The sequence below is a fragment of the Pseudomonas sp. B21-059 genome (genome assembly GCF_026016285.1).
Lineage (GTDB): Bacteria > Pseudomonadota > Gammaproteobacteria > Pseudomonadales > Pseudomonadaceae > Aquipseudomonas > Aquipseudomonas danubii.
In genome coordinates this window covers 3,882,290-3,907,495 of sequence record NZ_CP087201.1, presented here as the reverse complement: position 1 = coordinate 3,907,495, position 25,206 = coordinate 3,882,290, and the positions used below count along the sequence as shown (strand labels likewise).

Sequence of the window (25,206 nt, the reverse complement as noted above, 5' to 3'; positions counted from 1 at the left end):
CTCCTTGTCTATGGATAAGAGGACGTGAACCTAGCATGGGCACGCGCCTGTCCGCGGTTTTTTGCGGTAAGGCACTGTGTTATTGGCGACGCTCCAGTAACTCCCAGCCCCGTGGGGACCATTGCAGCTCATGGGTCGGTGCCAGGGCCTGGAGGAAGTCCTGATCGTGGGACGCCACTACCAGTGCCCCGGGGTAGTCCCGCAGGGCTTGTTCAAAGGCCTGTACCGATTCCAGGTCCAGGTGATTGGTTGGCTCGTCGAGCAGCAGCAAGCGCGCCGGGCTGCCCCCCCACAATGCCAGCGCCAACGCCGCTTTCAGTCGCTCTCCGCCGCTCAACAGGGCGCAGGGTTGCTGCACCCGCCGAGCATCCAGTTGCAGGCGTGCCAGGCAGGTGCGCAAGGCACTTTCCTCCAGTGGTGTAGCGGCCTTGGCCAGTTGCTCCAGCAATGAGGTGCCGGGGGCCAGTTGCAGCAGGTGCTGGTCCAAATAGGCGCTGTTCACCGTCACCCGGCAGTCGCCGCTCAGGGGTTGCAATTGACCGGCGAGCATCTTCAGCAATGTGGATTTACCACAACCGTTGGGGCCGACCAGGGCAATGCGCGCCGGTCCGCTGACGTTGCAGGTGAGACAGGACGCCGGCGACCGGCGGTCTAGCCAGGGCAATTGCGCCTGCTGCAGGTTGAGCACTGGCTGGCCTGCCTGCAGGGTGGTATCGGGCAGGGTCAGCAGGGTCGGTTGTTGCGCGGCAACCCGGGCATAGGCACTGCGTACTTGCTCATCAAGGGCGCTCTTGTGCCCCTGATGGTTGTGACGCACCTGGCCCATGATGTCCCGGGCGGCGCCCAGTATCTTGGCTCGCTCGAAGCTGGAGATGTTGGCGGTCTTGGCGTATTTACGCGATGTAGCGGCGTGGCGCTGGATGGTGTCGTGCTCGCGTTGCAGACGCTTGTGTTCACGGCTGCGCTGGGTGCGGGCGTGTTCCAGTGCCGCCTGGGCGGCATCGTCATGGGCCTGACGCTGAGCCTGGTACAGCGCGTAGTTGCCGCCGTAGACCTGGGCTCCCTGGGGACTGAGCTCAACGATGCGTTGTACCTGCATCAGCAGCTGGCGGTCATGGCTGACCAGGATCAAGCCGCCGCGCCAGTGGCGCAGTTGCTCCATCAGCCAGCGGCGTCCGGCACGGTCCAGGTGGTTGCTGGGCTCGTCGAGCAACAGCAGCTCGGCGTCGCTGAGCAGAGCACCGACCAGCACCACTCGGGCCAGTTGCCCGCCGCTCAGGTTCGCTGCCGGATGATCCGGTTCCAGGTGTTGCAAGCCGGCCTCATCCAGAGCCTGACGCAGGCGCTCGGCCAGGTCCCAGCGGTCATCCACCCGCAGCAGGTCCTCCGGGTCGGCGTTACCGGCTGCCAGGCGCTGCAGGGCCCGCAGGGTTTCAGCGACGCCTGCGACTTGGGCCACCGTCTGCTGCGGAGCAGGCAGCGGGTCCTGGGGGACATAGGCGAGGCTGGCGGCGCAATTGAGGCTGCCGGAAGAGGGCTGCAGTTCTCCGGCGATCAGGCGCAGCAACAGGGATTTACCCATGCCATTCCGCCCGACTATGGCCGTGGGCAGGCGATCGAAGCTGAGGGTCAGGGCATCGAGCAAGGTTTCGCCATTGGCGAATTGATAAGTCAGCTGGTTCAGTGAGACCAGCGCAGGCAGCCGGGTGACGTGAGTCATCAGCACCTCCGGAAAATGTGTTAGCAGGCCAATGAGCACTTGCAGGGCTCATTGCGAAGACATTTTGGGAAGGCTTAGTTGTTCACGTCGGCAATCGTCCAGGGACGGGAAAGAAGGTGCGTAGCCTAACCGCGGAATTATCTGGCTGACAAGCCCGCTGATTCGCCGACGGGAACTTTCATATGGATTGCGCCGTTTGCTTCAGGTCCCGCAGAAGGCTCCTCAGCCCTGGAGCGAGACTGGGAATTATCAATGTGAAAGTTTTTTTATTCTTTGTTGTTATTGTTTTAATTGCAGTTTTTTGATCTTTGGGTTGTTCGGGTTTTGTTGGGTTGACTAAGTTTGAGGTGCGAACTTTAATTCAGGTGGTGAATCCCCGGAATTTATTGTTCGAGGTAACTGACATGCAAAACAACGTTACTAATAATTGTGAAGAATGCTCGTCCAGTAGTAGACGTACGGTGTTGAAAACAGCGCTGGGTTTGACTGCTGTCAGTATTGTCACAGGGGCGGGGCTGGGTATATCAAGTTTTTCCTATGCCGCGTCCTTGAGCAAGGAAGAGCGCGATAACATGACGCCGGATCAAGTCATTGCCGGTATGAAGGAAGGCAACCTGCGCTTTCGCAACGGAAAAATGGATCAACACGACTATCTGGCACAGAAAAGAGCCAGTGCGAGTGGGCAGTTTCCGGCGGCGGTGATCCTCAGTTGCATTGATTCACGGGCGCCGGCGGAGATCATTCTGGATGCCGGGATTGGCGATACCTTCAATGCCCGTATCGCCGGGAATGTCGCCAACAGTGACCTGATCGGCAGTCTGGAGTTCGCCTGTGCGGCCGCCGGGGCCAAAGTCATTCTGGTGATGGGGCATACCGCATGTGGCGCCATCAAAGGTGCTATCGACAATGTCGAATTGGGTAGCCTGACCGGGCTGCTGAACAAGATCAAACCGGCCATCGGTGCAACTAAGTACGCTGGAGAACGCAGCAGTAAGAACGATGAGTTTGTGGATGCAGTGGCCAAGACCAACGTGCAGAACACCATCAATGAAATTCGCCAGGAAAGTTCCATACTGAGCCAGTTGGAAAAAGAAGGGAAAATAAAAATAGTCGGTGCCATGTATCACTTGAACGGCGGAGTGGTTGAATTTACTACCTGAACTATTTCCCTCTGAAACAGTGTCGTCATTTGTCGTAGTTGCTCGATGGATCGAGAGTCCCGGGCAACTACGATGAAGTAATCGAACTCGTTCTAGTGTAATGACCTCTTTTTTATACCCAGGCGCGTTTCAACGTGAAGCTCAGGCGATCGGTGCCGGTTCGGCGCGCATGCCAGAGGGCTGGCTTGCCCGGTGTCATGCCAGTACCGCCACCGCCTTGATCTGCGCCCAGAGTTGTTGGCCGGGGTGCAGGTCGAGCTGATCCCGGGAGTAGCGGGTGATGCGGGCCAGCAGCGGGGTGCCGGCCGCGTCCAGGCGTACCAGGACGTGGGCGGCGTTATCTGCGGGAATCTCGTCGCTGACGGTCACCGGCAGGCGATTGAGAATGCTGCTGTGTTCGCTGGCCTGCAGGCTCAGGCTGACGTCCCGGGCCTGGACCTTGAAGCGCAGGGATTTGCCCAGCGCCAGAGGCTGGTGGGCCACGCGCACCTGTAATTGACTGTCGGGCAGTTGCAGGGTCAGCAGTTGGTAGGTCGCGTCATAGTCGCTGACCCGGCCTTCCACCACGACCCCGGCGTCATCCCCCAGAGCCAGGGGCAGATCCAGTCGTGCCAGGGTTTGCCCGATGGGACCGCTGGCCAGGGCGCGGCCGTCGCTGAGCAGCACGATATGGTCGGCCAGCCGCGCCACTTCATCCTGGGAGTGGCTGACGTACAGCACCGGGATATCCAGCTCGTCGTGCAGCCGCTCCAGATAGGGCAGGATTTCACCTTTGCGTTTCGAGTCCAGGGCCGCCAGGGGTTCGTCCATCAGCAGCAGCCGTGGGCTGGTGAGCAGGGCTCGAGCGATGCCGATGCGCTGGCGTTCGCCGCCCGAGAGGTTCTGCGGGTGGCGCTGGAGCAGGTGGCCGATGCCCAGCAACTCGGTGGCCTGGGCCATGTCCACCCGGCGCTGCTGCCGGGGAATGCGGCGCAGGCCGAACTCCAGGTTGGCCTGGACCGACAGGTGGGGAAACAGGCTGGCCTCCTGGAATACATAACCCAAGGAGCGCTTGTGGGGCGGGACGAACAGCTTGCGCTGGCTGTCCTGCCAGATTTCATCGTTGATCTGGATCCGCCCACGTCCGGCCTTTTCCAGGCCGGCAATGCAGCGCAGGCAAGTGGTCTTGCCCGAGCCCGAATGGCCATAGAGCGCGGTGACGCCGCGCCCCGGCAGTTGCAGGTCGAGGTCCAGGGCAAAGTCGTGGTAGTCCAGGTTCAGCTTGACGTGAATGCTCATCGACTCAGCTCCAGCCAGCACGGGTCTTGCGGCTGGAGTACAGCGCCAGCAGCACCAGGAACGAGAACACCAGCATGGCTCCGGCCAGCCAGTGGGCCTGGGCGTATTCCATGGCCTCGACGTGATCGTAGATCTGCACCGAGACCACCCGGGTCTTGTCAGGGATGTTGCCGCCGATCATCAGCACCACGCCGAACTCGCCGACGGTGTGGGCAAAGCCGAGAATCGAGGCGGTGATGAAGCCCGGCCGGGCCAGGGGCAGGATCACCGAGAAGAAAGTGTCCCAGGGATTGGCGCGCAGGGTGGCGGCCACTTCCAGAGGGCGGCTGCCAATGGCAGAAAAGGCGTTTTGCAGCGGTTGCACCACAAAGGGCATGGAATAGATCACCGAGCCCAGCACCAGGCCGCTGAAACTGAAGGTCAGGGTGCCCAGCCCCAGGGACTGGGTGAACTGGCCGAAGAAGCCGTTGGGCCCGAGGGCCAGCAGCAGATAGAAACCTATCACCGTAGGTGGCAATACCAGGGGCAGTGCCACCACGGCGCCGATCGGCCCGCGCAACCAGGAGCGGGTGCGCGACAGCCACAACGCAATCGGAGTACCGATGACCAGCAGGATGAGGGTCGTCAGGGACGCCAGTTTAAGGGTCAGCCAGATGGCGGAAAAATCGGCACTCGAAAGGCTCATTTACAGTTGATAACCGTAGGATTTGATGACGGCGGCGGCTTTGGGTCCCTTGAGGTAGTCAACCAGCGCCTTGGCGGCCGGGTTGTCCTTGCCCTTGTTGAGGATCACCGCATCCTGCTTGATCGGATCATGCATCTGGGCCGGGACTATCCAGGCTGAGCCGCTGGTGACTTTGCCGTCTTTATAGATCTGCGACAAGGCGACAAAGCCCAGTTCGGCGTTGCCGGTGGAGACGAACTGATAGGCCTGGGTGATGTTCTGGCCCTCGACGATCTTGGCCTTGACCTTGTCGGTCAGGCCCAGCTTGGCCAGCACCTGGGTCGCGGCCAGGCCGTAAGGCGCCGCCTTGGGGTTGGCAATGGACAGGTGCTGGTACTGATTGTCCTTGAGTACCTGGCCTTGGCTGTCGACGTAGCCGTCCTTGGCCGACCACAGGGCCAGGGTGCCGATGGCGTAGGTGAAGCGCGAGCCCTTGACGATATCGCCCTCGCTTTCGAGCTTCTGCGGGGTGCTGTCGTCGGCAGAGAGGAAGACCTCGAAAGGCGCGCCGTTCTTGATCTGGGCGTAGAACTGCCCGGTGGCACCGTAGGCGGCCACCAGCTTGTGGCCCGTGTCTTTTTCGAAGTCGGCGGCGATGGCCTGGATCGGTGCGGTGAAGTTGGCAGCGACCGCCACCTGGACTTCAGCGGCCTGGGCCGAGCCGAAGGCGAAGAGGGCGAGCAGGCTAGCGAGGCAAGTCGGGGCAAAACCTGAAGCACGAAGGTTCATCGAACAGCTCCATTGGAGAGAAGGGCGCGTTGGGCAGCGAATGCTCGGAGGGAATCTGCACCCAGGGCAGCGAGTGTCGCTGTATAGCGAAATATATAGCGAATTCTCGATCAGCGGAACTGTGCCGCAGGCCTCGCTGGCAAAGGGCTGCAACCGGCACATTAACCGGTGCGGTAACCAGCACCGCGACCGTGGTCGCGGCGCCGGACGGTCAGCGCCGCTTGAGCTGCACCAGGGCCTGTTCGGCCAGGCGCAGGGTCAGCTCGTAGGCTGGCAGCTCCACGCCCAGGCGCAGGGCCTGGCCGGACCAGAGATTGGCGAAGTCGGCATCGTCCTTGGCCTTCAGCGGCAGCAAGGCTCCGCCGGCGCGGGGAAACGCTGGCGCCAGGGAACTGATGGGGCCGATTTCGCGCATCACCCGGTTAACGATGCCTCTAGCGGGGCGGCCGGTGAACAGGTTGGTCAGTGCGGTCTGGCTTTCCTTGGCGGTGCGCAGCGCCCGGTGATGGGCGGCGCTGATGTTGGCTTCCGGAGTGAACAGGTAGGCAGTGCCCAGCTGGACCGCCGACGCGCCCAGAGCCAGGGCCGCGACAATGCCCCGGGCGTCGCCGATGCCACCGGCGGCGAGCACCGGTACCTTCAGTGCATCGACGATCTGCGGCACCAAGGCCATGGTGCCCACCTGGGTGTTGAGGTCGTCGCTGAGGAAGATTGCCCGGTGGCCACCGGCTTCGTAGCCCATGGCAATCACCGCGTCGCAGCCACGCGCTTCGAGCCATAGGGCTTCGTCCACGGTGCTGGCCGAAGAGAGCACCCTGGCCCCGGTGGCCTTGACCCGGGCCAGCAGCGCCGGCTCCGGCAATCCGAAGTGAAAACTCACCACCTCGGGCCGCAGCTCTTCCACCAACTGGCAACCCGCTTCGTCGAAGGGCGCCCGATTGCTGACCGGCGTCGGTGCATCGAAGTCGGCGCCCAGTTCCCGGTAGTAGGGTTGCAGGGCGTTCTTCCAGCGGCTCTCCTGCGCGCTGTCCACGGCCTGTGCCTGATGGCAGAAGAAGTTCAGGTTCAGCGGCTGCCGAGTGGCCGAGCGAATGACCTGCACTTCCTGGCGGATCTGTTCCGGGGTGAGCATGGCGCATGGCAACGAGCCCAGACCGCCAGCCCGGGACACGGCAATCACCATGGCGGAGTCGTTGGCGCCCGCCATGGGGGCTTGAATGATGGGCAGGTCGATGCCCAGCAGATCGAGGAGGCGACTATCGGTCCATTGGCTCATGTGCATGATTCTCCGGCGGCAGGATTGGACGAGGCAGCCGGTGGTTTTTAGCAGGAGAGGGGCGTCCTCGGCCAGCTGACTTTTCCCGGGGGCGCTCAAGATCGGGCATTTGCCACGGACTTTGAGGTCTATACCAGCGCCGATTCGCTGGCGATCTCCATCGGGACTCAGGCCTCGGACAGCGTTTCGCGCTCCAGCAACTGACGCTTGCGCTCCACGCCCCAGCGGTAGCCGGAAAGATTGCCGTCGCTACGCACCACCCGGTGGCAGGGGATCGCCACCGCCAGGGTGTTGGCCGCGCAGGCCTGGGCCACTGCGCGCATGGCCTTGGGGGCACCGATGCGCTGGGCGATCTCGGCGTAGCTGGCGGTGCTGCCGACGGGAATGCTTTGCAGGGCCTGCCACACTCGTTCCTGGAAGGCGGTGCCGCGCAGGTCCAGGGGCAGGTCCAGGCCGATGGCCGGCGCCTCGACAAAGCCCACGACCTGGGCGACCAGGCGTTCGAAATCTGCGTCGGCACCGATCAGGTTGGCGCGGGGAAACTTGTCCTGCAGTTCCTCCACCAACGGGGTGGGGTCGTCCCCGAGGAGGATGGCGCAGACGCCCCGGTGACTCTGGGCCACCAGGATCGCGCCCAGGGAGCACTGGCCCACGGCGAAGCGGATATCGGTGTTGGGCCCGCCGGCGCGGTAGTCACTGGGTTTCATGCCCAGCAACTGATCTGCAGCTTCATAGAAACGGCTGTTGGAGTTGAAGCCGGCGTCGTACAGGGCGGTGGTCACCGTGTGCCCGCTTTGCAGATGGCTGCGGACTTTGCGCGAGCGTTGCGCATTGGCGTAGCCCCGCGGTGTAAGTCCGGTGGCGGCCTTGAATACCCGGTGAAAGTGGTAGCTGCTGACGCCCGCATGCTGCGCCAGTTGCTCCAGGCTGGGGGCCGACTCGGCGGCCTCGATCTGCCGACAAGCCGCGGCCACCAGTGCCGCATGGTGCGCGGCGACCTGGGTCTGGTCGCTGGCCTGACGCTTGCTCGGGCGATAACCCGCCGCCTCGGCCTCTTGGGCGCTGTCGAAGAACTCGACGTTTTCCGCCTTTGGCAGGCGCGACAGGCTGCTGGGGCGGCAGTACACCCCGGTGGTCCGGACGGCATAGACGAACGTCGCATCGGCGCGGGCGTCGCGTTTGAGCACGGCTTGCCAGCGTGGGTCCTGTTCAATCTGTTGTTTGCGTGTCAGGGCATTCATGGTCGGTGCTCGGCGCGGAGTGGCGGCCAGATTAACGGCCCGGTGCCTGATCGGCACTCCGGGGCTTGCGGTTGAACTCTACCTCTTAACCGGCACGGCGAAAGGTCAGGTTGATCCGTTGCTGGCCGAGCAGGGGATGGCTGCCGTCCTTGAGGGGCAGCACCCCGTGATAGCGCAGGCGATCGACGCCGCCCCAGACCACCACATCGCCGTGCAGCAATGGCACCCGCTGGCTTTTGTCTTTGCGCTGCTGGCCGCCGAAAAGGAACATTGCCGGCAGACCCAGGGACAGGGAGACGATGGGGGCGCTGAAGTCGCGTTCGTTCTTGTCCTGGTGCAGGGACATCTTCGCGCCGGGCCGGTAGCAGTTGATCAGGCACGAGTCGGGGTTGAAGCCTTTGAAGCCGGCGGTTTCGGCTGCCGTCTGCGCCAACTGGCGGAACACCTCGGGCATTGCCGGCCAGGGACGCAGGCTTTGCGGATCAATGGGGCTGTAGCGATAGCCGTTGCTGTCGCTGGTCCAGCCCAACTGACCGCAACTGCTCAAGCCGACGGACATGGTAAAGCCGCCGGGTGTGATCATGTGGCGAAACGGCGCCGCGGCCAGCACTTCCTCAAGTTGTGGCAGTAGCCCTTCGATCCGCGGCAGGGCGAAGCCGCGCAGGACGCGTGACTGGGGGCCAAGCACCTCGATGCGTGCCGGCTGTTGCAGATCGCTTTCATCGAAAAGCCCGAGGTTGCCGGGCGGCTCATGGCTACAAGGCATCGTGAAAAATCACTCCAAGGGTGTGGCGCTGGCCGCTGTGCACGCGACTGACACCATGGCGCAGGGTGACTCGATAGTACCCGCGGGAACCTTTTACCGGCCGATGATGCACGGCGAATATCACCCCATCACCTTGCTTCAGACCAATGACCTGTGGCCGTGACTGCATACGCGGACGCTGCTCGGTGAGTACCAGTTCGCCGCCGGTGAACTCCGTTCCAGGCTGGGACAGGAGGAAGGCCGCTTGCAAGGGAAATACGTGCTCGCCATACAGATCCTGATGCAGGCAGTTGTAGTCCTCGGGGCCGTACTGCAGCAACAGCGCAGTGGGGCGCTGTTGTCCCGCGCTCTGGCAACGCTGGATGAATGCCGAATGTTCTGCCGGGTAGCGGATGTCGATATTCAGGCTCTGGTTCCAACGATTGGCCTGGTCCACCAGATACGGATACAGCTGCTGGCGCAACTCGGCAACCGGCTCCGGCAAGGGGTAACGGAAGTACTGGTACTGGCCACGGCCGAATCCATGGCGGGCCATTATCACTTTCGAGCGAAACAGCGCAGGGTGTTTGTACAGGTCCCTGAGGGACTGGCATTGGCCGGCCGTCAGCAGGCCTTCGAGGCGGGCGCAGCCGTCCTCGTCGAGGGCCTGCTCAATACGGGCCCAGTCCAGTTGTCGCAGGCGATCCTGGAGCGAGGAAACAGGCATGGCGGGAGTGTCCTGGGTGCAAGAGATTTCCTCCAGTCTGGGGCTCAGGCACCCCATGCACACTCCGCTGCTTGCGCTTGAATCGGTCTTGGGCAAAGACGGCCTACAAGGCCTTGCTGACACTGACGTCGCTGATGACGTCGTCAGACTGGCCATGCAGGGCTTCCAGGGCGGCCCGGGCCTCTTCCTGGGTACCGTTTTCAAGCTGGGCAAATTCGAAGCGGCGCTCACCATTGAGCTTGTATTTGATGACGTATTTGGTGGTCTGAGGCACGGGGTTACCTGTTGTAGCGAGGAGGTTGGGGCTTAGCGCAGTTTCGAGCTGGAGCGACGAATGATGCGGATCGAGTGAGTCAGGTTCGGCTTGCGGGTCACGCTGATGGGGCGCCGGTTGACGGTGTCGATGGTGATGTTCCAGAAGCCGGTGCTGGGGGCGGTGATCTTGGCGGGGAACTTGTCGAAGGCTCCGCCGTGATAGGTGTGACGACCGCCATTCTTGAAGCTGCGGAAGTTGGCGTCGCTCATCAGGCGAATGTTGCAGACCTGGGAGCATTCGATGACGACGATATCGTCTTCGTTCAGGTGCTCGCGCTGGTGGATGAATTTCATGGGCGCCTCCAGAAGGGCTATATCTACAAAAACAAAACGTTGGCGTGGGCGATGGCGCAGTTTATCAGGCCCAAAGGGTTATTATTCGGCCCCGGCCTCGGGCTTTGACAATTTAAAACAGTTATTTGGATTTTTATCGGCGATAAAGCCGTGCCTCTGGAGAAAAGCAGCGCCTGTGCTGTCGGATGGATTTTTATTGGAGATTTTATATGAAGCGCTGGGTGTGGGTTCTGGCCATGGCCATCAGCGGTTGTGCCTCCGTCTCGGATATCAACCAGACGCCGCCGACCCTGAGTGTCATCTCTGGCAAGAAGCCCCAGGAGTACGCCAATTGCCTGTCCGGGAAACTTTCCGGCAGCCGTGGCGCACTGCAGGTTGAGCCGCGCAAGGAAGGTTACCGGGTGATCGTCCCGCAGAGCCTGTCGGCGGCTCCGGCGGCGGTGTTCTACATCGATGAGCGTTCCGGCGGCAGCAGCATCAAGCTGCACGAGCAAATGTCCAACAACCCCCTGCGGCCACAGGATGTGCGCAAGGCGGGGGAGGCCTGCATCTCCGGCTGACCCCAAGCCCAGGGCCGCGCCAGGGCCCGAAACGGCTCTCGTGAGCAGCATCAGATACCCGCACCAATTTCGCATTGTCGCTATGGATCGATTGCCCTACTATTTGTGTGCTTATGCCCGCTGGGTCTAAGCATATAACTAGAATAATGGAGTCCATATGATCCCACTGGATCGAATGCTATTGAGTGGCCTGATGCTACTGATTGCACAATCTGCCCACGCCGTGGATGGGCAGAAAGTCTTCACCCAAGGCGGCACCCAGCCAGGGGCAACAGCTTGTCTGGCCTGTCATGGAGCGGACGCGATGGGCCTGGCCCCCGCCGGGTTCCCGCGTCTTGCCGGCTTGCCGGCGGGCTATCTGGCCAAGCAGTTGCACGACTTTCGCAGCGGTGCACGCAGCAGTCCGGTCATGCAGCCTCTGGCCGAGGCGTTGAGCGAAGATGAAATCACCGCCGTGACCGGTACCCTCGCAGCCATGCCCGGGCCGAAAACCCAAGCGATCGGCCGTAGCCAGGCCGCCAGCGGTGTCGGTGAGCGCCTGGCCTTGCGGGGCGCCTGGGAGCGGCAGGTTCCCGAATGCGTCAGTTGTCACGGGCCTGGCGGTGTCGGTGTCGGTGTGGCTTTTCCGCCCCTGGCCGGACAGCCGGCAGGCTACCTGGTGGCGCAACTCAATGCCTGGCGCGATGGCAGTCGGCACAACGACCCCAATGACCTGATGGGGCATGTCGCCAAGTCCTTGAGTGCCGAAGAAGTCACCGCAGTGGCGGACTACTTTGCCAGCTTGCAACCTCAGGAGGCGCGGCCATGAAACTATTGATTGCCGGGCCGTTGATGGCGTTGCTTGCCGTTCAAGTTCAGGCCGCCTCCATCGCCATGGAGGATCAGTCGCAGATACCGGCGCCAAACGCTTCCGCTCATACCCAGTACTTCCAGCCGCCGGCCGAGAGCGAGTTACCGGACAATGCCTACGGCAAGCTGGTGCGCGAAGGTCATGCCTTGTTTGTCGACACCAAGCGCCTGGCGCCGCAGTACGTGGGCAACGGGCTCAATTGCAGCAACTGTCACCTTGACCAGGGCCGCCTGGCCAACTCCGCGCCGCTTTGGGGCGCCTATCCGATGTATCCCGCCTACCGCAAGAAGAACGACAAGGTGAACACCTTTGCCGAACGCTTGCAGGGCTGCTTCCAGTTCAGCATGAATGGTGGCAAGCCGCCGGCGGCGGACAGTCCGGAGATTACTGCGCTGTCGGTCTATGCGTACTGGCTGGCGAGCAAGGCGCCCCTGGGCGTGGAGCTGCCTGGAAGGGGGTATCCGGATGTGGCCCAGCCTGCCAAGGGCTATGACCTGAAGCAGGGCGCGGCGGTGTATCAGGCGCAATGCGCGGTCTGCCATGGCGAGCAAGGTCAGGGCCAGAAGGCTGGTGCGGACTATGTGATGCCGCCGCTCTGGGGCAAGGATTCCTACAACTGGGGCGCGGGGATGCATCGGATCAATACGGCGGCGTCCTTTATCAAGCACAACATGCCCCTAGGCAAGGGCGGCAGCCTGAGCGACCAGCAGGCCTGGGATGTGGCGGCCTTCGTCAACAGCCACGAGCGGCCCCAGGACCCGCGTCTGGTGGAGGGCTCCATCGAGAAGACCCGAATCAAGTTTCACGCCAATGACGGGGTAAATTTGTACGGTCAGACAGTAGAGGGCGTGCTGATAGGCCAGGGCATCCGATAAACTATCTCCTATCGTCAACGATGCCGCCCGGGTTCAAGCCTTGGCGGCATCGTCTTTTTGGGAGAAAGCATGAAGCGGGAACACGTCAGGGAAAAGCATGCAGAGGGCTTGATCTCTGCCACTCATGTGATTCAGAACCCGGCCAACTCCGGGGAATGGATTGTGTTTTTCAAGAAGAGTGCCGGACGCAGCTACTTTCTGGTGGATGAGAGCGACGAGGTGGAATCCTTTTCCCGTCTTGACGATCTGATCGAAACCATTCGCGGCCTGGGCATCAAGTTTGCCGAGATTCACATGTAGTGGGGTGCTTGCCCGCTACTTGCAGACGACTACCACGCTGCGGCTTTTGTAGTTGCCAACGTCGACTCCCAGGGTCTTGTCGCTTTCCTTGGGGGCGGGTGTGCCTTCGGTGCTGACGATCTGATAGCCCGTGCCGGCGCAGGACGCTTCGGCTTTTTCATAGCAGCTGGCCCAGGAGCCGGCTTCCCCGGAGCAGTCGATGCTCAGGCCTTGTTCGCCATTGGTCAGATAGGTGTTGGAAGCCGTGGCGCATCCGGTCAGAGCCAGTACAGCGGTGACTGCGAGAAGTCTGTTCATGGGGGGATTTCGTCGTCTGGGATGGGGATGTATTGATAGGCGGGTATCGATGTGGCGATGCTATAGCTAATGGCCATTTCGGTACAGCGCATCACCTTAGTCCGCAGGCATTGCCGAAAAGTGCCGCATCTGGATATGGCAGCTCTTGTGTCGGGAATCCAAGGGTTATTTCGCCGCCGTCGACGGTGCCATCAGTGTTGCGTGGACAATGCAATTGTCTGTGCCTTTGCGGGCTCGCATGGGAAGCACTCGATCTGGCTGGCCAAGGCTCCAGGCGGCGGTTTACAAGCCCTGTGAGGTGATGAAGGTTTACGCCGTGCGCTATCTGGAGGATGCTGCGGAACTATCTGGCGCTTTATTTCTCTATGATGGCAGCGGTTAGCCAGCGCGGGGCATTGTAAGGTGCACGCGGCCTGATTAGACTGCGCCGAAACTCGTACGCACAGCCTTTTTAAGGACTCATATGATCAAGAAATGCTTGTTCCCAGCAGCCGGTTACGGTACTCGCTTCCTGCCAGCGACTAAAGCCATGCCTAAAGAAATGCTGCCGGTGGTGAACAAGCCACTGATCCAGTACGGCGTTGAAGAAGCGCTGGATGCTGGACTGACTGAAATCTCCATCGTGACCGGCCGTGGCAAACGCGCCCTCGAAGACCACTTCGACATCAGTTACGAGTTGGAAAACCAGATCAAGGGCACCGATAAGGAAAAGTACCTGGTTGGTATCCGCAAACTGCTGGATGAGTGCTCGTTCTCCTACACTCGCCAGACCGAAATGAAAGGCCTGGGCCACGCGATTCTGACCGGTCGCCCGCTGATCGGTGATGAACCCTTCGCCGTGGTACTGGCGGACGACCTGTGCGTCAATCTTGAAGGCGACGGCGTACTGACCCAGATGGTCAAGCTGTACAAGCAGTTCCGCTGCTCGATCGTGGCCATCCAGGAAGTCGACCCGCAGGAAACCAACAAGTACGGCGTGATCGCCGGCGAGATGATTCGCGACGACATTTATCGCGTTCACAGCATGGTCGAGAAGCCAAAGCCGGAAGACGCTCCGTCGAACCTGGCGATCATCGGTCGTTACATCCTGACGCCGGACATCTTCGATCTGATCGAGCAGACCGAGCCGGGCAAGGGGGGTGAAATCCAGATCACCGACGCCCTGATGAAGCAGGCGCAGAACGGTTGTGTAATGGCCTACAAGTTCAAGGGCACGCGTTTTGACTGCGGTGGCGCCGAGGGTTACATCGACGCGACCAACTTCTGCTTCGAGAACTTCTACAAGACCGGCAAGGCGTACTGATAGTCGCCTCGCGGGGTTGTCGGAAAAAGCCACCTTCGGGTGGCTTTTTCATTGCCCGCCCTTATGTAAAGCCAGGCGCTGACCCGATCGCCATCTGCGGTTATGCTGTCAGCCTGCCTGGGAGAGTGAAATGGCCTACGATTTTGATCTTTATGTAATTGGTGCCGGTTCCGGCGGTGTACGTTGCGCACGCTTTGCTGCGGGTTTCGGGGCGAAAGTCGCGGTGGCCGAGAGCCGCTATCTGGGCGGTACCTGTGTCAACGTCGGCTGCGTACCCAAAAAACTCCTGGTGTACGGAGCCCACTTCGCCGAAGACTTCGAGCAGGCCTCGGGTTTTGGCTGGTCACTGGGCGAGGCGAACTTTGATTGGGCGACCCTGATCGCCAACAAGGATCGCGAAATCAATCGCCTTAATGGCATCTACCGTAATCTGCTGGTCAACAGTGGCGTGACCCTGCACGAAGGCCATGCCAAGTTGATCGACCCTCATCAGGTGGAGGTCAATGGGCAGCGCTACAGTGCCAGGCACATCCTGATTGCCACAGGCGGCTGGCCGCAGATTCCGGATATTCCCGGCCGCGAGCATGCCATCAGTTCCAATGAGGCGTTTTTCCTCAAGGCTTTGCCAAAGCGTGTCCTGGTGGTGGGCGGTGGTTACATTGCGGTGGAGTTTGCCGGGATCTTCCACGGCCTGGGTGCCGATACCCAGTTGCTGTATCGCGGTGATCTGTTCCTGCGTGGCTTTGATGGCGCGGTGCGCAAGCACTTGCAGGAAGAGCTGACCAAGCGCGGCCTGGGGCTGCAATTCAATGCGGATATCGAACGCATCGACAAGCAGGCCGATGGCAGTCTGGAGGTCACCCTCAAGGACGGTCGCAAGCTAGCAACAGATTGCGTGTTCTACGCCACTGGGCGTCGGCCGATGCTCGACAACCTGGGGCTGGAGAATACCGGTGTCAAACTCGATAAGCGCGGCTTTATCGAGGTCGACGACCAGTACCAGAGCAGCGAGCCGTCGATCCTGGCCATTGGCGATGTAATTGGTCGCGTGCAACTGACACCTGTGGCCTTGGCCGAAGGCATGGCTGTGGCTCGGCGTCTGTTCAAGCCGGAACAGTATCGCCCGGTGGATTATCGGATGATTCCGACGGCGGTCTTCAGCTTGCCGAATATCGGCACTGTTGGCTTGACCGAAGAGCAGGCGCGCGAGGCGGGGCACAAGGTGCAGATCTTCGAAAGCCGTTTCCGGCCGATGAAGCTGACCCTGACTGACTGCCAGGAGCGCACCCTGATGAAGCTGGTGGTGGATGCCGAGAGCGACAGGGTGCTGGGGTGCCACATGGTTGGACCTGATGCCGGGGAAATCGTCCAGGGCCTGGCGATTGCCCTGAAGGCGGGAGCCACCAAGCGCGACTTCGACGAAACCATCGGCGTGCATCCGACGGCTGCCGAAGAGTTCGTTACCCTGCGTACCCCTGTCGCGGACTGATCACGCGTCTGCAGGCGTGTCTGGCTGCGCCTTGGTTGCCGCAGCCAGGCGCAGCGCCTCAAGGCCGGCCTCGGCCTTGGCGGCGCGCAACTCCATCTCCTTGCTCAATCGAGCCTGGTTGTCGGCTCTTTCCTTGAGTGCCTGAATCTCCTCCGAGGCTACGCGCAAGCGTTCCTGGAGCAGGGTGACGGCGCTGTCCTGGCGCGCCAGCTGCTCGCTGAGCAGTGCCTGCGATACGGTGCTCTTGCTCGCGGCGTCCTGGGCCAGCTTAAGCTCCTTGTGGGTGACTCGCTGCTCGCTGAGCAGACGTTCATTGTCACGATGCAGTTGGGTGATTTCGTCCTGGCGTACCAGTGCGCTCTGCTGAGCCTGGCGCAGCTCCATTTGCACCTGTTGGATCTGGCCTTCGTGGCGACGCTGTTCCTGTTCGCGTTGTTCCTTGCTGGCGGCGCGATAGTGCTCCAGGGCGTCCCGGGCATGCAGGTGCTTTTCTTCCAGGGAGCGGATCTGTTGCTCCTTGTCTTCCAGGCGCAGATGGCAATCCTTCAAGGCCTGATTGAGTTCGGCGTTGCGGGTCTGTTCGCTCTGCAGCATGGAGCGGGTGTCTTGCAGGGCGGCACTTTCCCCGGCCAGGGCGCTGGCCTGGATCTGTAGCTGCTGTTGCAGTTGCTCTTGGGTCTGCCGCGCTTGCTCCAATTGCTGCTCGAAGGCCTGCTTCTGTTGTTCGGAGTGGGCGAGGGCCTGTTCCAGAGGTTCCTGGGCCTGCTCCTGCAGGCGTTGAGCCAGTCGTCCCACCAGTTCGCTCAACTCTTCATCCAGCGGCATCGGGCCCGCATCTCGGCGGCTGGTGCCGTCATCCAGCTCCTTCAAATAGCGGTGGATGGTGGTTTTCGAACCGGTATTGCCCATTTCTATGCGTACTGCATCGATGCTGGGGTGTTCGCCGCGGGCAAGAATCGCCTGACGCGCTTTCTTCACCACCGCCTTGTTTATGCCTCCGCGAGCCATGGCTCCTCCAACGATTTGATACTGTGATACATGGTATGTAATTGATAGTGATTGTACAGATGGATGAAGCTGCTAGATAGAGAAAATATGACCTGGGATATTGTAGTATTACCCAGTGTCACGGGGCATGCGGCGCTTCTTTGTCTTTTATGGCCGTACATCTGCCGGGGTTGAATTGTCATGAGTGAACTGGATCGTTACCTGCAAGCCGCTACCCGCGATAACACCCGTCGCAGTTATCGGGCAGCGATTGAGCATTTCGAGGTGCAGTGGGGCGGGTTCCTGCCGACGACGGCGGAGAGCGTGGCCCGTTATCTCGCGGCCTACGCCGGGGAGTTGTCGATCAACACCCTGAAGTTGCGCCTTTCTGCCCTGGCTCAATGGCACAACAGCCAGGGCTTTGCCGATCCGACCAAGGCGCCAGTGGTACGCCAAGTGTTCAAGGGCATTCGTGCATTGCATCCAGTGCGTGAGAAACAAGCCGAGCCCTTGCAGTTACGACACCTGGAGCAGGTGATTGGCTGGCTTGACGAGGAGGGCGCAGCCGCTGCCGCCGAAGGCCGTCAGGCCGACCTGTTGCGAGCACGCCGCGACCGGGCGCTGATCCTGCTGGGGTTCTGGCGGGGTTTTCGCAGTGACGAACTGTGCCGCTTGCAGATCGAGCATGTGCAGGCTGTGGCCGGTTCCGGCATCAGCCTCTATCTGCCGCGCAGCAAGGGTGATCGCGACAACCTGGGGCGCACTTTTCACACGCCGGCGCTGCAGCGCTTATGCCCGGTGCAGGCCTATGTCGACTGGATCAACAGCGCCGCACTGGTGCGCGGTCCGGTGTTTCGCAGCATCGACCGCTGGGGTCACCTGAGCGAACAGGGGTTGCACGCCAATAGCGTGATTCCATTGCTGCGCCAGGCCCTGGAGCGCGCCGGCATTGATGCCGAGCATTACACCAGCCATTCGTTGCGCCGTGGTTTTGCCACCTGGGCCCATCGCAGCGGGTGGGACCTGAAGTCCCTGATGAGCTATGTGGGCTGGAAGGACCTGAAGTCCGCCATGCGCTACGTGGAGGCCAGCCCGTTCATGGGCATGGCGTTGATTGACCCGCAGCCGGTCCGTCGGTAGTCAAAGGTTTCTTCTATTAATACTGTCGGCTGATAGTCAAAGCCAATCGATAGCATCAGGTTTGCCAATGAGCCAAGCGGCAAGTCATTGGTTAGGATTCTCCCCATCAAGTTTTCACCCAATGTTTTCAACCACTGATGGAGAGTCAACGATGCCTATCATCAACAGCCAAGTTAAACCGTTCAAAGCTACCGCATTCAAAAACGGCGCATTCGTCGAAGTGTCGGACGCTGATCTGAAAGGCAAATGGTCTGTCGTGTTCTTCTACCCGGCTGACTTCACCTTCGTTTGCCCAACCGAGCTGGAAGACCTGGCCGACAACTACGCCGAATTCCAGAAGCTGGGCGTTGAGATCTACAGCGTTTCCACCGACACCCACTTTGCTCACGCTGCCTGGCACAACACTTCGCCAGCCATCGGCAAGATCCAGTACACCATGATCGGTGACCCGACCCTGGCCATCTCCCGCAACTTCGACGTGCTGATCGAAGAAGCCGGTCTGGCTGACCGCGGCACCTTCGTGATCAACCCGGAAGGCCAGATCAAGATCGTTGAAATCAACGATGGCGGCGTAGGCCGTGACGCTTCCGAGCTGCTGCGCAAGATCAAGGCCGCTCAGTACGTTGCCGCTCACCCAGGCGAAGTCTGCCCAGCCAAGTGGAAAGAAGGCGAGGCCACTCTGGCTCCGTCCCTGGACCTGGTTGGCAAGATCTAAGTCCATGCATTACCCAAGGGCGGTGATCCGCACTTAAGTCAGCTGCACCGCCCCCAAAACGCCCGGGCGAGATTCGCTCGGGCGTTTTTTTTTACCGAACCATCTCTTTATTCAGAACATGGAAATCGCCCGTATGTTGGACGCCAATCTTAAAGCTCAGTTGAAGTCATACCTGGAACGGGTCACCCAGCCGATCGAGATCGTCGCCTCCCTCGACGACGGTGCGAAATCCCAGGAAATGCTCGCGTTACTCAAAGACATTGTCAGTCTTTCCAACCAGATTACGTTGCTCGACAACGGTACCGATGGGCGCAAGCCGTCGTTCACGTTGAATCGCCCAGGAGGCGATATCAGCCTGCGTTTCGCCGGCATTCCCATGGGCCACGAATTCACTTCCCTGGTGCTGGCCCTGCTGCAAGTGGGCGGCCATCCGTCGAAAGCCAGTGCTGAAGTGATCGAGCAGGTTCGCTCGCTCAAAGGCGAGTTCAACTTCGAAACCTACTTCTCGCTGTCCTGTCAGAACTGCCCGGACGTGGTCCAGGCCTTGAACCTGATGGCGGTGCTCAACCCGAACATCCGTCATGTGGCGATCGACGGCGCGCTGTTCCAGGCCGAAGTCGATGAGCGCAAGGTCATGGCGGTGCCCAGTGTCTACCTCAATGGCGTGAACTTCGGCCAGGGCCGCATGGGGTTGGAAGAGATCCTCGCCAAGCTCGACAGCGGTGCGGTAGAGAAGCAAGCGCAGAAGCTCAACGCCAAAGAGGCCTTTGATGTGCTGGTGGTCGGCGGCGGTCCAGCCGGTGCTTCGGCAGCCATCTACGCCGCTCGTAAAGGCATTCGTACCGGGGTCGCGGCCGAGCGCTTCGGCGGCCAGGTACTGGATACCATGGCCATCGAGAACTTTGTTTCGGTGAAAGAGACCGAAGGGCCAAAACTGGCCGCGGCACTGGAAGAGCACGTCAAGCAATACGACGTCGACATCATGAACCTGCAGCGAGCCAGTGCCCTGGTGCCGGCCAAGGAAGTGGGCGGCCTGCATGAGATTCAGTTTGAAAGCGGCGCAAGCCTGAAGGCCAAGTCGGTGATCCTGGCGACAGGTGCCCGCTGGCGTGAAATGGGTGTGCCGGGTGAGCAGGAGTACAAGGCCAAGGGCGTGTGTTTCTGCCCGCACTGCGATGGTCCGCTGTTCAAAGGCAAACGGGTGGCGGTGATTGGTGGCGGTAACTCCGGCGTCGAAGCGGCTATCGACCTGGCGGGTATCGTCAGCCACGTCACCTTGCTGGAGTTCGACAGCAAGCTGCGGGCCGACGCCGTGTTGCAGCGCAAGCTGTACAGCCTGCCCAACGTCAAGGTCATCACCAGTGCCCTGACCAGTGAAGTGAAGGGTGATGGGCAGAAGGTCACCGGCCTGGCCTACAAGGATCGCGATTCGGGTGAATTCCACACGGTGGACCTGGAAGGCATCTTTGTGCAGATCGGCCTGTTGCCCAACACCGACTGGCTCAAGGGCTCGGTAGAACTGTCGCCTCGTGGCGAGATCATCGTCGATGCCCGTGGCGAGACTTCGCTGCCCGGCGTATTTGCTGCCGGAGACGTGACCACAGTGCCCTACAAGCAGATCGTGATTGCGGTGGGCGAGGGCGCCAAGGCTTCCCTCAGTGCATTCGATCACTTGATCCGCACATCAGCACCGGCTTGATCGGCCGCTGAACAAACAAAACCCCATGAGCCTGGCTCATGGGGTTTTTTTATGGCTGCCTGGGTCGGCGCCGGTTTGCCAGTGAAGAGGTTGTTGGGCCTGGCGCAGTCCTTGCGGATGCGTTCGCTGGCAATCCAGTTCCTACGCAGGCCAGCTCTGCACCTGCGCCGGGTTACAGCGGCGCTGGCTGAATGATCTCGACCCAGTAGCCATCCGGGTCCTTGATGAAGGCCAGGCTCTTCATACGGCCGTCATTCAGGCGCTTCTGGAAGTCGCAGCCCAGGGTCTCGAAACGTTCGCAGGCGGCGACAATATCCGGCACCGAGATGCAGATATGGCCGAAGCCACGCGGGTCGGTGTTGCCGTTGTGGTAGGCGAAATCCGGATCGTTCTCGGTGCCGTGGTTGTGGGTCAGTTCGAGAATTCCGGGGATCGACTTCATCCATTCGGTACGGGCGGCAGCGTCGGCCGGAATCTGTGCCTTGTCCACCAGTGCGAGGAAGTACAGGCTGAATTCGGCTTCGGGGAAATCACGTTTTTCCACCAGGGAAAAGCCCAGGACCCGAGTGTAGAAGTCCAGGGAGCGAGTGATGTCCTTGACCCGCAGCATGGTGTGGTTGAAGACGAAACGAGCAGTGGCTGCGTCCGGTTGGGCGGTCACGCCAGGGAAAGTGTTGAGTTCGTTGAGGCTCATGGGCCCTCCAGAAGAAAGTGCGGCAAAGGCTGCCCGCGAGGGCGGGGAAGTCCTTGTCTGGCAATGGTTCGGACATCCTTGGAAGCGGGCAATGATACGCAACTGGACAGGATGGCGCCAAACCCAAAGCTCCTGATCTATTGCCCATTCCTGGCGCCGGGCTCAGACTTCAAGGCCAGTTTCTTTAGTGTGCCAATCCATGATCGAGTCGCTTAGAACCCAGGCTGTGGCCGTTTTGCTGTTGATGTTTGCGGGCGTTGTCCAGGCGCAACCGGAGGTGGCCTGGCCCGAGGGCTGGACTGTGGAGCCAGTGCCGGTCCAGGAGGCGGATCAGGCTGCCCAGGTTTCCCGGCAGCGGGCGGTGAAGAACGATGCCGCGGGCAATCCGCAACTGGTCATGGAGTTGACCATGACCCAGGTGGAACGTGGGCATGTAGTCAATCTTCAAGGGGTATTGCTAGAGATGCGCAAGTCAGTGCAGAAGGACTTTGCCCGCAGTGGATATCAGAGTGTCTGTAACAAGATTCATGCTGCGCAGTTGAGTCGTCTGGACGCTCTGGAGACCACTTGTACCATTACCCAGAATGGGCGACATGTGTTGTCGCAAACACTGGTGGCGGCACTGGATGAGGATAAGGCTTATGTACTTTCATACGCCGGTCAGGCGGCGGCTTATGCCGATAGTCAGGATCAGATACTGGCTGTACGAAATAGCCTCAAACTTTAAGGAAAAATCTGAAACAGTCGGTTTGCTTTTCGCGTGTAGCGAGTTCGTTTTCGAGAAAGGCATTAAGCGAGTAGTTGCTTTGGGGTCTGGCTTTATAGCAAGGCCTATCGCGGGATGGCTGATTGCCATCAGTTGGGCTGGATCTTCCCTTAGATTCAAGTCGTAATAAGAATATTCTTATCAATGTAAAAGGCCCTGCATATGCAGGGCCTTTTTCAGGTGGCGGCTTTGTTCAAGCGCGCAGCCAGGAATCCACAGTGGCAGCACCGTACTGTTCTTTCCAGGCTTTCAGGCCGCGATGATTGCCGCCCTTGGTTTCAATCAGTTCACCGGTGTGCGGGTTCTGATAGACCTTCACCACGCGTGCGCGGCGCTGTTTAGGGGCGTTGGCTTGTGGCAGGCCGCTTTTGCCCAGGTTGGGATCAAGGATTGCGATGATGTCACGCAAACTCTTGTCGTAGGATTTCATCAGGGCCTGAAGTTTCTCTTCGAACTCGATTTCCTTTTTGAGGCCGGCGTCGTTCTTCAGGGATTCAAGCTGCGCGAGCTGTTCTTGAAGTGCTTTTTCTGCAGCACGAAATTCAGCAAGTCTGGACAATATCTTCACTCCAATAGTCTATTTTGGCTGATACAAACCACAAACAAAGCTATAAGCCATAAGCCGGTTAAGGCTCGATTAAGTGGCCTACCTGTGAATCTTGTACAGGCGGGAAAAATTGTAGTAGTTAATGGCGCGAGAGTAAATCAGGTTGTTCTTGTTCAAGCCTGTATTTGCCAATTGAATCAAATTGGTGCGTATCCCGAGTTACCGTAGTCGAGCACTTAATGTTCTGACATGGCTATTTAATGGCGCGCCAGGGCCGCAACAAATTCTGCACTGGGCATGGGGCGCCCAAATAAATAACCCTGCAGGAAATCCACGCCTTGAGCCGCCAGGTAATCCCGCTGCTCGGCAGTTTCAATACCTTCGGCGACGATGCCCAGATCGAGTTTGGCCGAGAGTTGAATAATGCTGTCGAGTATATGCAGCGACAGTGCGTCGGCACCGATCATGGCGACAAAGCTTTGATCGATCTTCAAGTAATCGACATTGAACTGACGCAGATAACCCAGGCTGGAATGCCCGGTGCCGAAGTCGTCGATGGCGATCATTACCCCGAGTTCATGCAGAGCGGCAAACAGCTGCTGGGTGGTGGCCGTGGGCACGATCAGTTCGCGTTCGGTCAACTCCAGCACCAGGATCACCTTGCCGGGAGGGAAGGCGGCGAGAAACTCCCGGCAGTCCTCCAGCAACTGCAAGTCATGGCAGTGACTGGCAGTGATGTTGATGCCGATATGAAAACCATCGGTGAAGCCGGCGGCGTGGGGAGCCAGCACCTGCATCGTCTGCTGCATCAGCGAACGGGTCATGGGCACGATCAGCCCCGAATGTTCGGCGAAAGGGATGAACAGGTCCGGACGCACGAGTCCCTCTCGCGGATGTTGCCAGCGCATCAGCACTTCAATGCCGGCCCATTGCAGCGTGTCACCGCGCACCACCGGCTGAAAGTATGGAATGAACTCCCGGGCTTCCAGTGCCCGGCGCAATTCATGGCTGGGAGAGGCGGAGCGCTTCTGTAACCAGTGGGCCAGGACACCAGCGCCGGCACCGAGAAAGACCAGCAGGCTGAACAACGCCGGGTACTGGCTTTTCATGTATTTCCAGATGTCCCCCTCGGGAAATCCTGTACTGACGCTGTAGGGATAACGCGATGAACTCAGATGCTGGGGGGCCACTGCTGCCAGTGGCGGTGCGCCGTCGTGGACCCCGCCATCACTGGACAGCCAATGCTCGCCCACCTGCAGCCGCAAATGGGCGAAGCGGCTGATCAGGCGCAGGGCGTTGGTCAGGTGATAACCGTCGATGGTCGCCAGGGCCGAGCGCTCGCCCTCACTCAAGCGGTAGACCAGCAGCGCGGTGTTGGGGGTGACGGGATTGCCACTCATGAGCCAGAGCCGGCCGTCAACGTAATCCCGGGGATCGAGGGGCACCGAATAGCTGCCCAGCAATGAACTGCAATAGTTGTTGTTGCGCCACACCAGGTTGGTCGAGCGCACGAATGGTCGGCGAGTCACTTGGTCCCTCAGGGCCAGTTGCCGCACCTCGTCGCACTCCAGGCCTGCCTGGGGCAGCAGGGCCCTGGCGGCAATATCGGTGTTGTCCAGCATCAGGTCGAACTGGCGGATGGCTTCCTCGGCGGTTTCCAGGCTGCTGCGCACCAGCGCTCGTTCGGCCTGGGCGTAGAAAATGACGGCCCCCAGTCCGATGGGAAGCACAATCGCCAACACTGTCCAGAGTCTGCGGGTAGAACGCTTGAGCGGACCTTTGGCGGTCAGGGGCATGGATCGAACCTGTGGCGGAGGAGGGGCGGGCCAGCGTCTGGCTGCCGCAGCGGGGGCGGCAGCCTCCTGACGTTGTCTGGATCATCGCAGGATAGACGGCTTTGGATGACGATACAGACGTTGCGCATGCTGGATGAAGGCCAGTGTCGCCGGCGATGCCTGGCGCCGATCGAGCACGGCGATCCCCACTTGGCGCCGCACCGGCGGCGACAGAGGCTTGCTCCCATAGCGGGCGTCCGCAGTCGGGGGCAAGGACAGCTCGGCCAGAATGCTCAAGGCTTCACCCCGGGCCACGGTTTCCAGGGTGCTGAGCAGTTGCGAACTGCGGTAGCGGATGTTGGGGCTCAGGCCGGCGCCGATGAACAAGCGCGTAACCAGCTCGGCCGAGCCGGCTTCGGTCAGCACGAAGGGATCGTGACACAGCTGTTCGAGGCGGATCTCTTGCTCCCGGGCCAGGGCATGGCCTGCGGGAATCAGCGCCATCAACTGGTCCTCGATCAGGGCGAAGGTGTCGAAACGCTCCTCGGGCAACACCACGAAGCCCACGTCGACCCGTCGCTCCTCCAGCCATTGCAGCACCTGGCGATCCGGCCCCTCGTCGATATGCACCTCGATTCCCGGATGCTCGCGCCGGTACTCCTCGAGGATGGATGGCAACAGGCGCATGGAGGAAGTGGGGCCAAAGGAGCCGATGCGCAAGGTGCCGCGCTTCATGCCCCGAGCATCGGCGGCCTCCTGTTCCAAGGCCGCCGCCAGCCCCAGCATGGCCCGGGCCCGCAGCAACAGTTGGCCACCAATATCGGTGAGTTCGACTTGGGCCTGATGGCGGCGGAACAGTTCGACCCCCAGTTCCTGTTCCAGGGACTTGATGGCGTGGGACACGGCCGACTGGGTGATGCCCAGGCGCGTGGCGGCGCTGGTAAAACCCGCCAGTTCGGCCACCCGGGAGAAGATCTCCAATTGGGTCAGGGTCATGAGT

At 60.6% G+C, this 25,206-nt stretch carries 27 protein-coding genes; 11 read left to right on the top strand and 16 right to left on the bottom strand.

Annotated elements, in window-relative coordinates:
- Window positions 1–79: 79 nt before the first annotated feature.
- On the bottom strand, window positions 80–1,720 hold the full coding sequence (locus tag LOY69_RS17160; protein ID WP_265073283.1) for an ABC-F family ATP-binding cassette domain-containing protein: 1,641 nt from the start codon (window positions 1,718–1,720) through the stop codon (window positions 80–82).
- A gap of 404 nt (window positions 1,721–2,124) precedes the next feature.
- Between LOY69_RS17160 and LOY69_RS17155 the strand changes: the two genes are divergently transcribed.
- Window positions 2,125–2,880 carry a carbonic anhydrase gene (locus LOY69_RS17155; RefSeq protein WP_102882654.1) on the top strand — a complete coding sequence of 252 codons (756 nt, stop codon included), beginning with the start codon at window positions 2,125–2,127 and terminating at the stop codon, window positions 2,878–2,880.
- Between the two features lie 195 nt (window positions 2,881–3,075).
- On the opposite strand, the gene modC is transcribed toward LOY69_RS17155, so the two are convergent.
- From modC to LOY69_RS17110, 9 genes are all read right to left on the bottom strand, one after another.
- Window positions 3,076–4,158: a molybdenum ABC transporter ATP-binding protein gene (modC, locus tag LOY69_RS17150; protein WP_102882598.1), complete on the bottom strand. Its 1,083-nt coding sequence runs from the start codon at window positions 4,156–4,158 to the stop codon at window positions 3,076–3,078.
- 4 nt (window positions 4,159–4,162) lie between these two features.
- Complete coding sequence (gene modB, locus LOY69_RS17145; RefSeq protein WP_102863247.1) at window positions 4,163–4,843, bottom strand: molybdate ABC transporter permease subunit; 681 nt, start codon at window positions 4,841–4,843, stop codon at window positions 4,163–4,165.
- Entirely contained in the window at window positions 4,844–5,611 is a 768-nt protein-coding gene (gene modA / locus LOY69_RS17140) for a molybdate ABC transporter substrate-binding protein (protein WP_123394285.1), read from the bottom strand. It lies immediately after the preceding gene.
- A 211-nt stretch (window positions 5,612–5,822) separates the two neighbouring features.
- Entirely contained in the window at window positions 5,823–6,887 is a 1,065-nt protein-coding gene (locus LOY69_RS17135; RefSeq protein WP_265073282.1) for an NAD(P)H-dependent flavin oxidoreductase, read from the bottom strand.
- 167 nt (window positions 6,888–7,054) lie between these two features.
- Window positions 7,055–8,128 carry a bifunctional DNA-binding transcriptional regulator/O6-methylguanine-DNA methyltransferase Ada gene (gene ada, locus LOY69_RS17130; protein WP_110596600.1) on the bottom strand — a complete coding sequence of 358 codons (1,074 nt, stop codon included), beginning with the start codon at window positions 8,126–8,128 and terminating at the stop codon, window positions 7,055–7,057.
- An 85-nt stretch (window positions 8,129–8,213) separates the two neighbouring features.
- Entirely contained in the window at window positions 8,214–8,894 is a 681-nt protein-coding gene (gene alkB, locus LOY69_RS17125; RefSeq protein ID WP_265073281.1) for a DNA oxidative demethylase AlkB, read from the bottom strand.
- A complete protein-coding gene (locus LOY69_RS17120; RefSeq protein ID WP_110596602.1) occupies window positions 8,884–9,600 on the bottom strand; it encodes a 2OG-Fe(II) oxygenase in 717 nt (238 codons plus the stop codon). Before LOY69_RS17120 ends, alkB begins: the two co-directional genes overlap by 11 nt.
- A 103-nt stretch (window positions 9,601–9,703) precedes the next feature.
- A complete protein-coding gene (locus LOY69_RS17115) occupies window positions 9,704–9,874 on the bottom strand; it encodes a hypothetical protein (protein ID WP_162884057.1) in 171 nt (56 codons plus the stop codon).
- 32 nt (window positions 9,875–9,906) lie between these two features.
- Complete coding sequence (locus LOY69_RS17110; protein ID WP_011061687.1) at window positions 9,907–10,209, bottom strand: DUF1883 domain-containing protein; 303 nt, start codon at window positions 10,207–10,209, stop codon at window positions 9,907–9,909.
- Window positions 10,210–10,418: 209 nt separating this feature from the next.
- On the opposite strand from LOY69_RS17110, the gene LOY69_RS17105 reads away from it, so the two are divergent.
- The 4 genes from LOY69_RS17105 (at window position 10,419) to LOY69_RS17090 (ending at window position 12,794) form a co-directional block, all read left to right on the top strand.
- Window positions 10,419–10,769: a hypothetical protein gene (locus tag LOY69_RS17105; protein ID WP_102863253.1), complete on the top strand. Its 351-nt coding sequence runs from the start codon at window positions 10,419–10,421 to the stop codon at window positions 10,767–10,769.
- A 157-nt stretch (window positions 10,770–10,926) separates the two neighbouring features.
- On the top strand, window positions 10,927–11,577 hold the full coding sequence (locus LOY69_RS17100; protein WP_265073280.1) for a c-type cytochrome: 651 nt from the start codon (window positions 10,927–10,929) through the stop codon (window positions 11,575–11,577).
- Between the two features lie 65 nt (window positions 11,578–11,642).
- Window positions 11,643–12,494 carry a c-type cytochrome gene (locus LOY69_RS17095; protein WP_413787147.1) on the top strand — a complete coding sequence of 284 codons (852 nt, stop codon included), beginning with the start codon at window positions 11,643–11,645 and terminating at the stop codon, window positions 12,492–12,494.
- A gap of 69 nt (window positions 12,495–12,563) precedes the next feature.
- Window positions 12,564–12,794 (top strand): hypothetical protein, encoded by a 231-nt coding sequence (locus tag LOY69_RS17090; protein ID WP_102863256.1) that lies wholly within the window; start codon window positions 12,564–12,566, stop codon window positions 12,792–12,794.
- A 15-nt stretch (window positions 12,795–12,809) separates the two neighbouring features.
- Here the strand turns inward: LOY69_RS17090 and LOY69_RS17085 are convergent, their stop codons facing one another.
- A complete protein-coding gene (locus tag LOY69_RS17085; RefSeq protein ID WP_102882608.1) occupies window positions 12,810–13,091 on the bottom strand; it encodes a hypothetical protein in 282 nt (93 codons plus the stop codon).
- Between the two features lie 463 nt (window positions 13,092–13,554).
- Between LOY69_RS17085 and galU the strand changes: the two genes are divergently transcribed.
- Window positions 13,555–14,394 carry a UTP--glucose-1-phosphate uridylyltransferase GalU gene (gene galU, locus LOY69_RS17080; protein WP_007935647.1) on the top strand — a complete coding sequence of 280 codons (840 nt, stop codon included), beginning with the start codon at window positions 13,555–13,557 and terminating at the stop codon, window positions 14,392–14,394.
- 130 nt (window positions 14,395–14,524) lie between these two features.
- Complete coding sequence (gene gorA, locus LOY69_RS17075; protein ID WP_102882609.1) at window positions 14,525–15,883, top strand: glutathione-disulfide reductase; 1,359 nt, start codon at window positions 14,525–14,527, stop codon at window positions 15,881–15,883.
- Here gorA and LOY69_RS17070 read toward each other — a convergent pair whose 3' ends face one another.
- Window positions 15,884–16,891 carry a DNA-binding protein gene (locus LOY69_RS17070; RefSeq protein ID WP_265073278.1) on the bottom strand — a complete coding sequence of 336 codons (1,008 nt, stop codon included), beginning with the start codon at window positions 16,889–16,891 and terminating at the stop codon, window positions 15,884–15,886. It abuts the gene before it with no gap.
- 180 nt (window positions 16,892–17,071) lie between these two features.
- Between LOY69_RS17070 and LOY69_RS17065 the strand changes: the two genes are divergently transcribed.
- From LOY69_RS17065 to ahpF, 3 genes are all read left to right on the top strand, one after another.
- On the top strand, window positions 17,072–18,010 hold the full coding sequence (locus LOY69_RS17065) for a site-specific integrase (RefSeq protein WP_102882611.1): 939 nt from the start codon (window positions 17,072–17,074) through the stop codon (window positions 18,008–18,010).
- A 151-nt stretch (window positions 18,011–18,161) separates the two neighbouring features.
- Complete coding sequence (gene ahpC / locus LOY69_RS17060; protein WP_011061677.1) at window positions 18,162–18,725, top strand: alkyl hydroperoxide reductase subunit C; 564 nt, start codon at window positions 18,162–18,164, stop codon at window positions 18,723–18,725.
- Between the two features lie 133 nt (window positions 18,726–18,858).
- Window positions 18,859–20,424, top strand: coding sequence for an alkyl hydroperoxide reductase subunit F (gene ahpF, locus LOY69_RS17055; RefSeq protein WP_265073277.1), 1,566 nt, complete (start codon window positions 18,859–18,861; stop codon window positions 20,422–20,424).
- Window positions 20,425–20,596: 172 nt separating this feature from the next.
- Here ahpF and gloA read toward each other — a convergent pair whose 3' ends face one another.
- A complete protein-coding gene (gene gloA / locus LOY69_RS17050; RefSeq protein WP_265073276.1) occupies window positions 20,597–21,118 on the bottom strand; it encodes a lactoylglutathione lyase in 522 nt (173 codons plus the stop codon).
- 199 nt (window positions 21,119–21,317) lie between these two features.
- Here gloA and LOY69_RS17045 point away from each other — a divergent pair, with 199 nt between their 5' ends.
- Complete coding sequence (locus LOY69_RS17045; RefSeq protein WP_102882614.1) at window positions 21,318–21,845, top strand: DUF4946 domain-containing protein; 528 nt, start codon at window positions 21,318–21,320, stop codon at window positions 21,843–21,845.
- A gap of 232 nt (window positions 21,846–22,077) precedes the next feature.
- Here the strand turns inward: LOY69_RS17045 and LOY69_RS17040 are convergent, their stop codons facing one another.
- The 3 genes from LOY69_RS17040 to LOY69_RS17030 all read right to left on the bottom strand — a co-directional run bounded on the left by LOY69_RS17040 (window position 22,078) and on the right by LOY69_RS17030 (window position 25,202).
- On the bottom strand, window positions 22,078–22,443 hold the full coding sequence (locus LOY69_RS17040) for a histone-like nucleoid-structuring protein, MvaT/MvaU family (RefSeq protein ID WP_102863264.1): 366 nt from the start codon (window positions 22,441–22,443) through the stop codon (window positions 22,078–22,080).
- 245 nt (window positions 22,444–22,688) lie between these two features.
- Window positions 22,689–24,227, bottom strand: coding sequence for an EAL domain-containing protein (locus LOY69_RS17035; protein ID WP_265073275.1), 1,539 nt, complete (start codon window positions 24,225–24,227; stop codon window positions 22,689–22,691).
- Between the two features lie 81 nt (window positions 24,228–24,308).
- Window positions 24,309–25,202 carry a LysR family transcriptional regulator gene (locus LOY69_RS17030; RefSeq protein WP_265073274.1) on the bottom strand — a complete coding sequence of 298 codons (894 nt, stop codon included), beginning with the start codon at window positions 25,200–25,202 and terminating at the stop codon, window positions 24,309–24,311.
- Between the last annotated feature and the right edge of the window lie 4 nt (window positions 25,203–25,206).

Bases quoted from the DNA above. Each gene is read 5' to 3' on its own strand.
- modA (WP_123394285.1), bottom strand. From the start codon at position 5,611: ATGAACCTTCGTGCTTCAGGTTTTGCCCCGACTTGCCTCGCTAGCCTG.
- ahpC (WP_011061677.1), top strand. From the start codon at position 18,162: ATGCCTATCATCAACAGCCAAGTTAAACCGTTCAAAGCTACCGCATTC.
- LOY69_RS17120 (WP_110596602.1), bottom strand. From the start codon at position 9,600: ATGCCTGTTTCCTCGCTCCAGGATCGCCTGCGACAACTGGACTGGGCC.
- ada (WP_110596600.1), bottom strand. From the start codon at position 8,128: ATGAATGCCCTGACACGCAAACAACAGATTGAACAGGACCCACGCTGG.
- LOY69_RS17070 (WP_265073278.1), bottom strand. From the start codon at position 16,891: ATGGCTCGCGGAGGCATAAACAAGGCGGTGGTGAAGAAAGCGCGTCAG.
- modB (WP_102863247.1), bottom strand. From the start codon at position 4,843: ATGAGCCTTTCGAGTGCCGATTTTTCCGCCATCTGGCTGACCCTTAAA.
- LOY69_RS17105 (WP_102863253.1), top strand. From the start codon at position 10,419: ATGAAGCGCTGGGTGTGGGTTCTGGCCATGGCCATCAGCGGTTGTGCC.
- galU (WP_007935647.1), top strand. From the start codon at position 13,555: ATGATCAAGAAATGCTTGTTCCCAGCAGCCGGTTACGGTACTCGCTTC.
- LOY69_RS17045 (WP_102882614.1), top strand. From the start codon at position 21,318: ATGATCGAGTCGCTTAGAACCCAGGCTGTGGCCGTTTTGCTGTTGATG.
- LOY69_RS17030 (WP_265073274.1), bottom strand. From the start codon at position 25,202: ATGACCCTGACCCAATTGGAGATCTTCTCCCGGGTGGCCGAACTGGCG.
- ahpF (WP_265073277.1), top strand. From the start codon at position 18,859: ATGTTGGACGCCAATCTTAAAGCTCAGTTGAAGTCATACCTGGAACGG.
- LOY69_RS17090 (WP_102863256.1), top strand. From the start codon at position 12,564: ATGAAGCGGGAACACGTCAGGGAAAAGCATGCAGAGGGCTTGATCTCT.
- LOY69_RS17110 (WP_011061687.1), bottom strand. From the start codon at position 10,209: ATGAAATTCATCCACCAGCGCGAGCACCTGAACGAAGACGATATCGTC.
- LOY69_RS17095 (WP_413787147.1), top strand. From the start codon at position 11,643: ATGGAGGATCAGTCGCAGATACCGGCGCCAAACGCTTCCGCTCATACC.
- LOY69_RS17155 (WP_102882654.1), top strand. From the start codon at position 2,125: ATGCAAAACAACGTTACTAATAATTGTGAAGAATGCTCGTCCAGTAGT.
- LOY69_RS17035 (WP_265073275.1), bottom strand. From the start codon at position 24,227: ATGCCCCTGACCGCCAAAGGTCCGCTCAAGCGTTCTACCCGCAGACTC.
- LOY69_RS17085 (WP_102882608.1), bottom strand. From the start codon at position 13,091: ATGAACAGACTTCTCGCAGTCACCGCTGTACTGGCTCTGACCGGATGC.
- alkB (WP_265073281.1), bottom strand. From the start codon at position 8,894: ATGCCTTGTAGCCATGAGCCGCCCGGCAACCTCGGGCTTTTCGATGAA.
- LOY69_RS17135 (WP_265073282.1), bottom strand. From the start codon at position 6,887: ATGAGCCAATGGACCGATAGTCGCCTCCTCGATCTGCTGGGCATCGAC.
- modC (WP_102882598.1), bottom strand. From the start codon at position 4,158: ATGAGCATTCACGTCAAGCTGAACCTGGACTACCACGACTTTGCCCTG.
- LOY69_RS17065 (WP_102882611.1), top strand. From the start codon at position 17,072: ATGAGTGAACTGGATCGTTACCTGCAAGCCGCTACCCGCGATAACACC.
- LOY69_RS17100 (WP_265073280.1), top strand. From the start codon at position 10,927: ATGATCCCACTGGATCGAATGCTATTGAGTGGCCTGATGCTACTGATT.
- LOY69_RS17160 (WP_265073283.1), bottom strand. From the start codon at position 1,720: ATGACTCACGTCACCCGGCTGCCTGCGCTGGTCTCACTGAACCAGCTG.
- gorA (WP_102882609.1), top strand. From the start codon at position 14,525: ATGGCCTACGATTTTGATCTTTATGTAATTGGTGCCGGTTCCGGCGGT.
- gloA (WP_265073276.1), bottom strand. From the start codon at position 21,118: ATGAGCCTCAACGAACTCAACACTTTCCCTGGCGTGACCGCCCAACCG.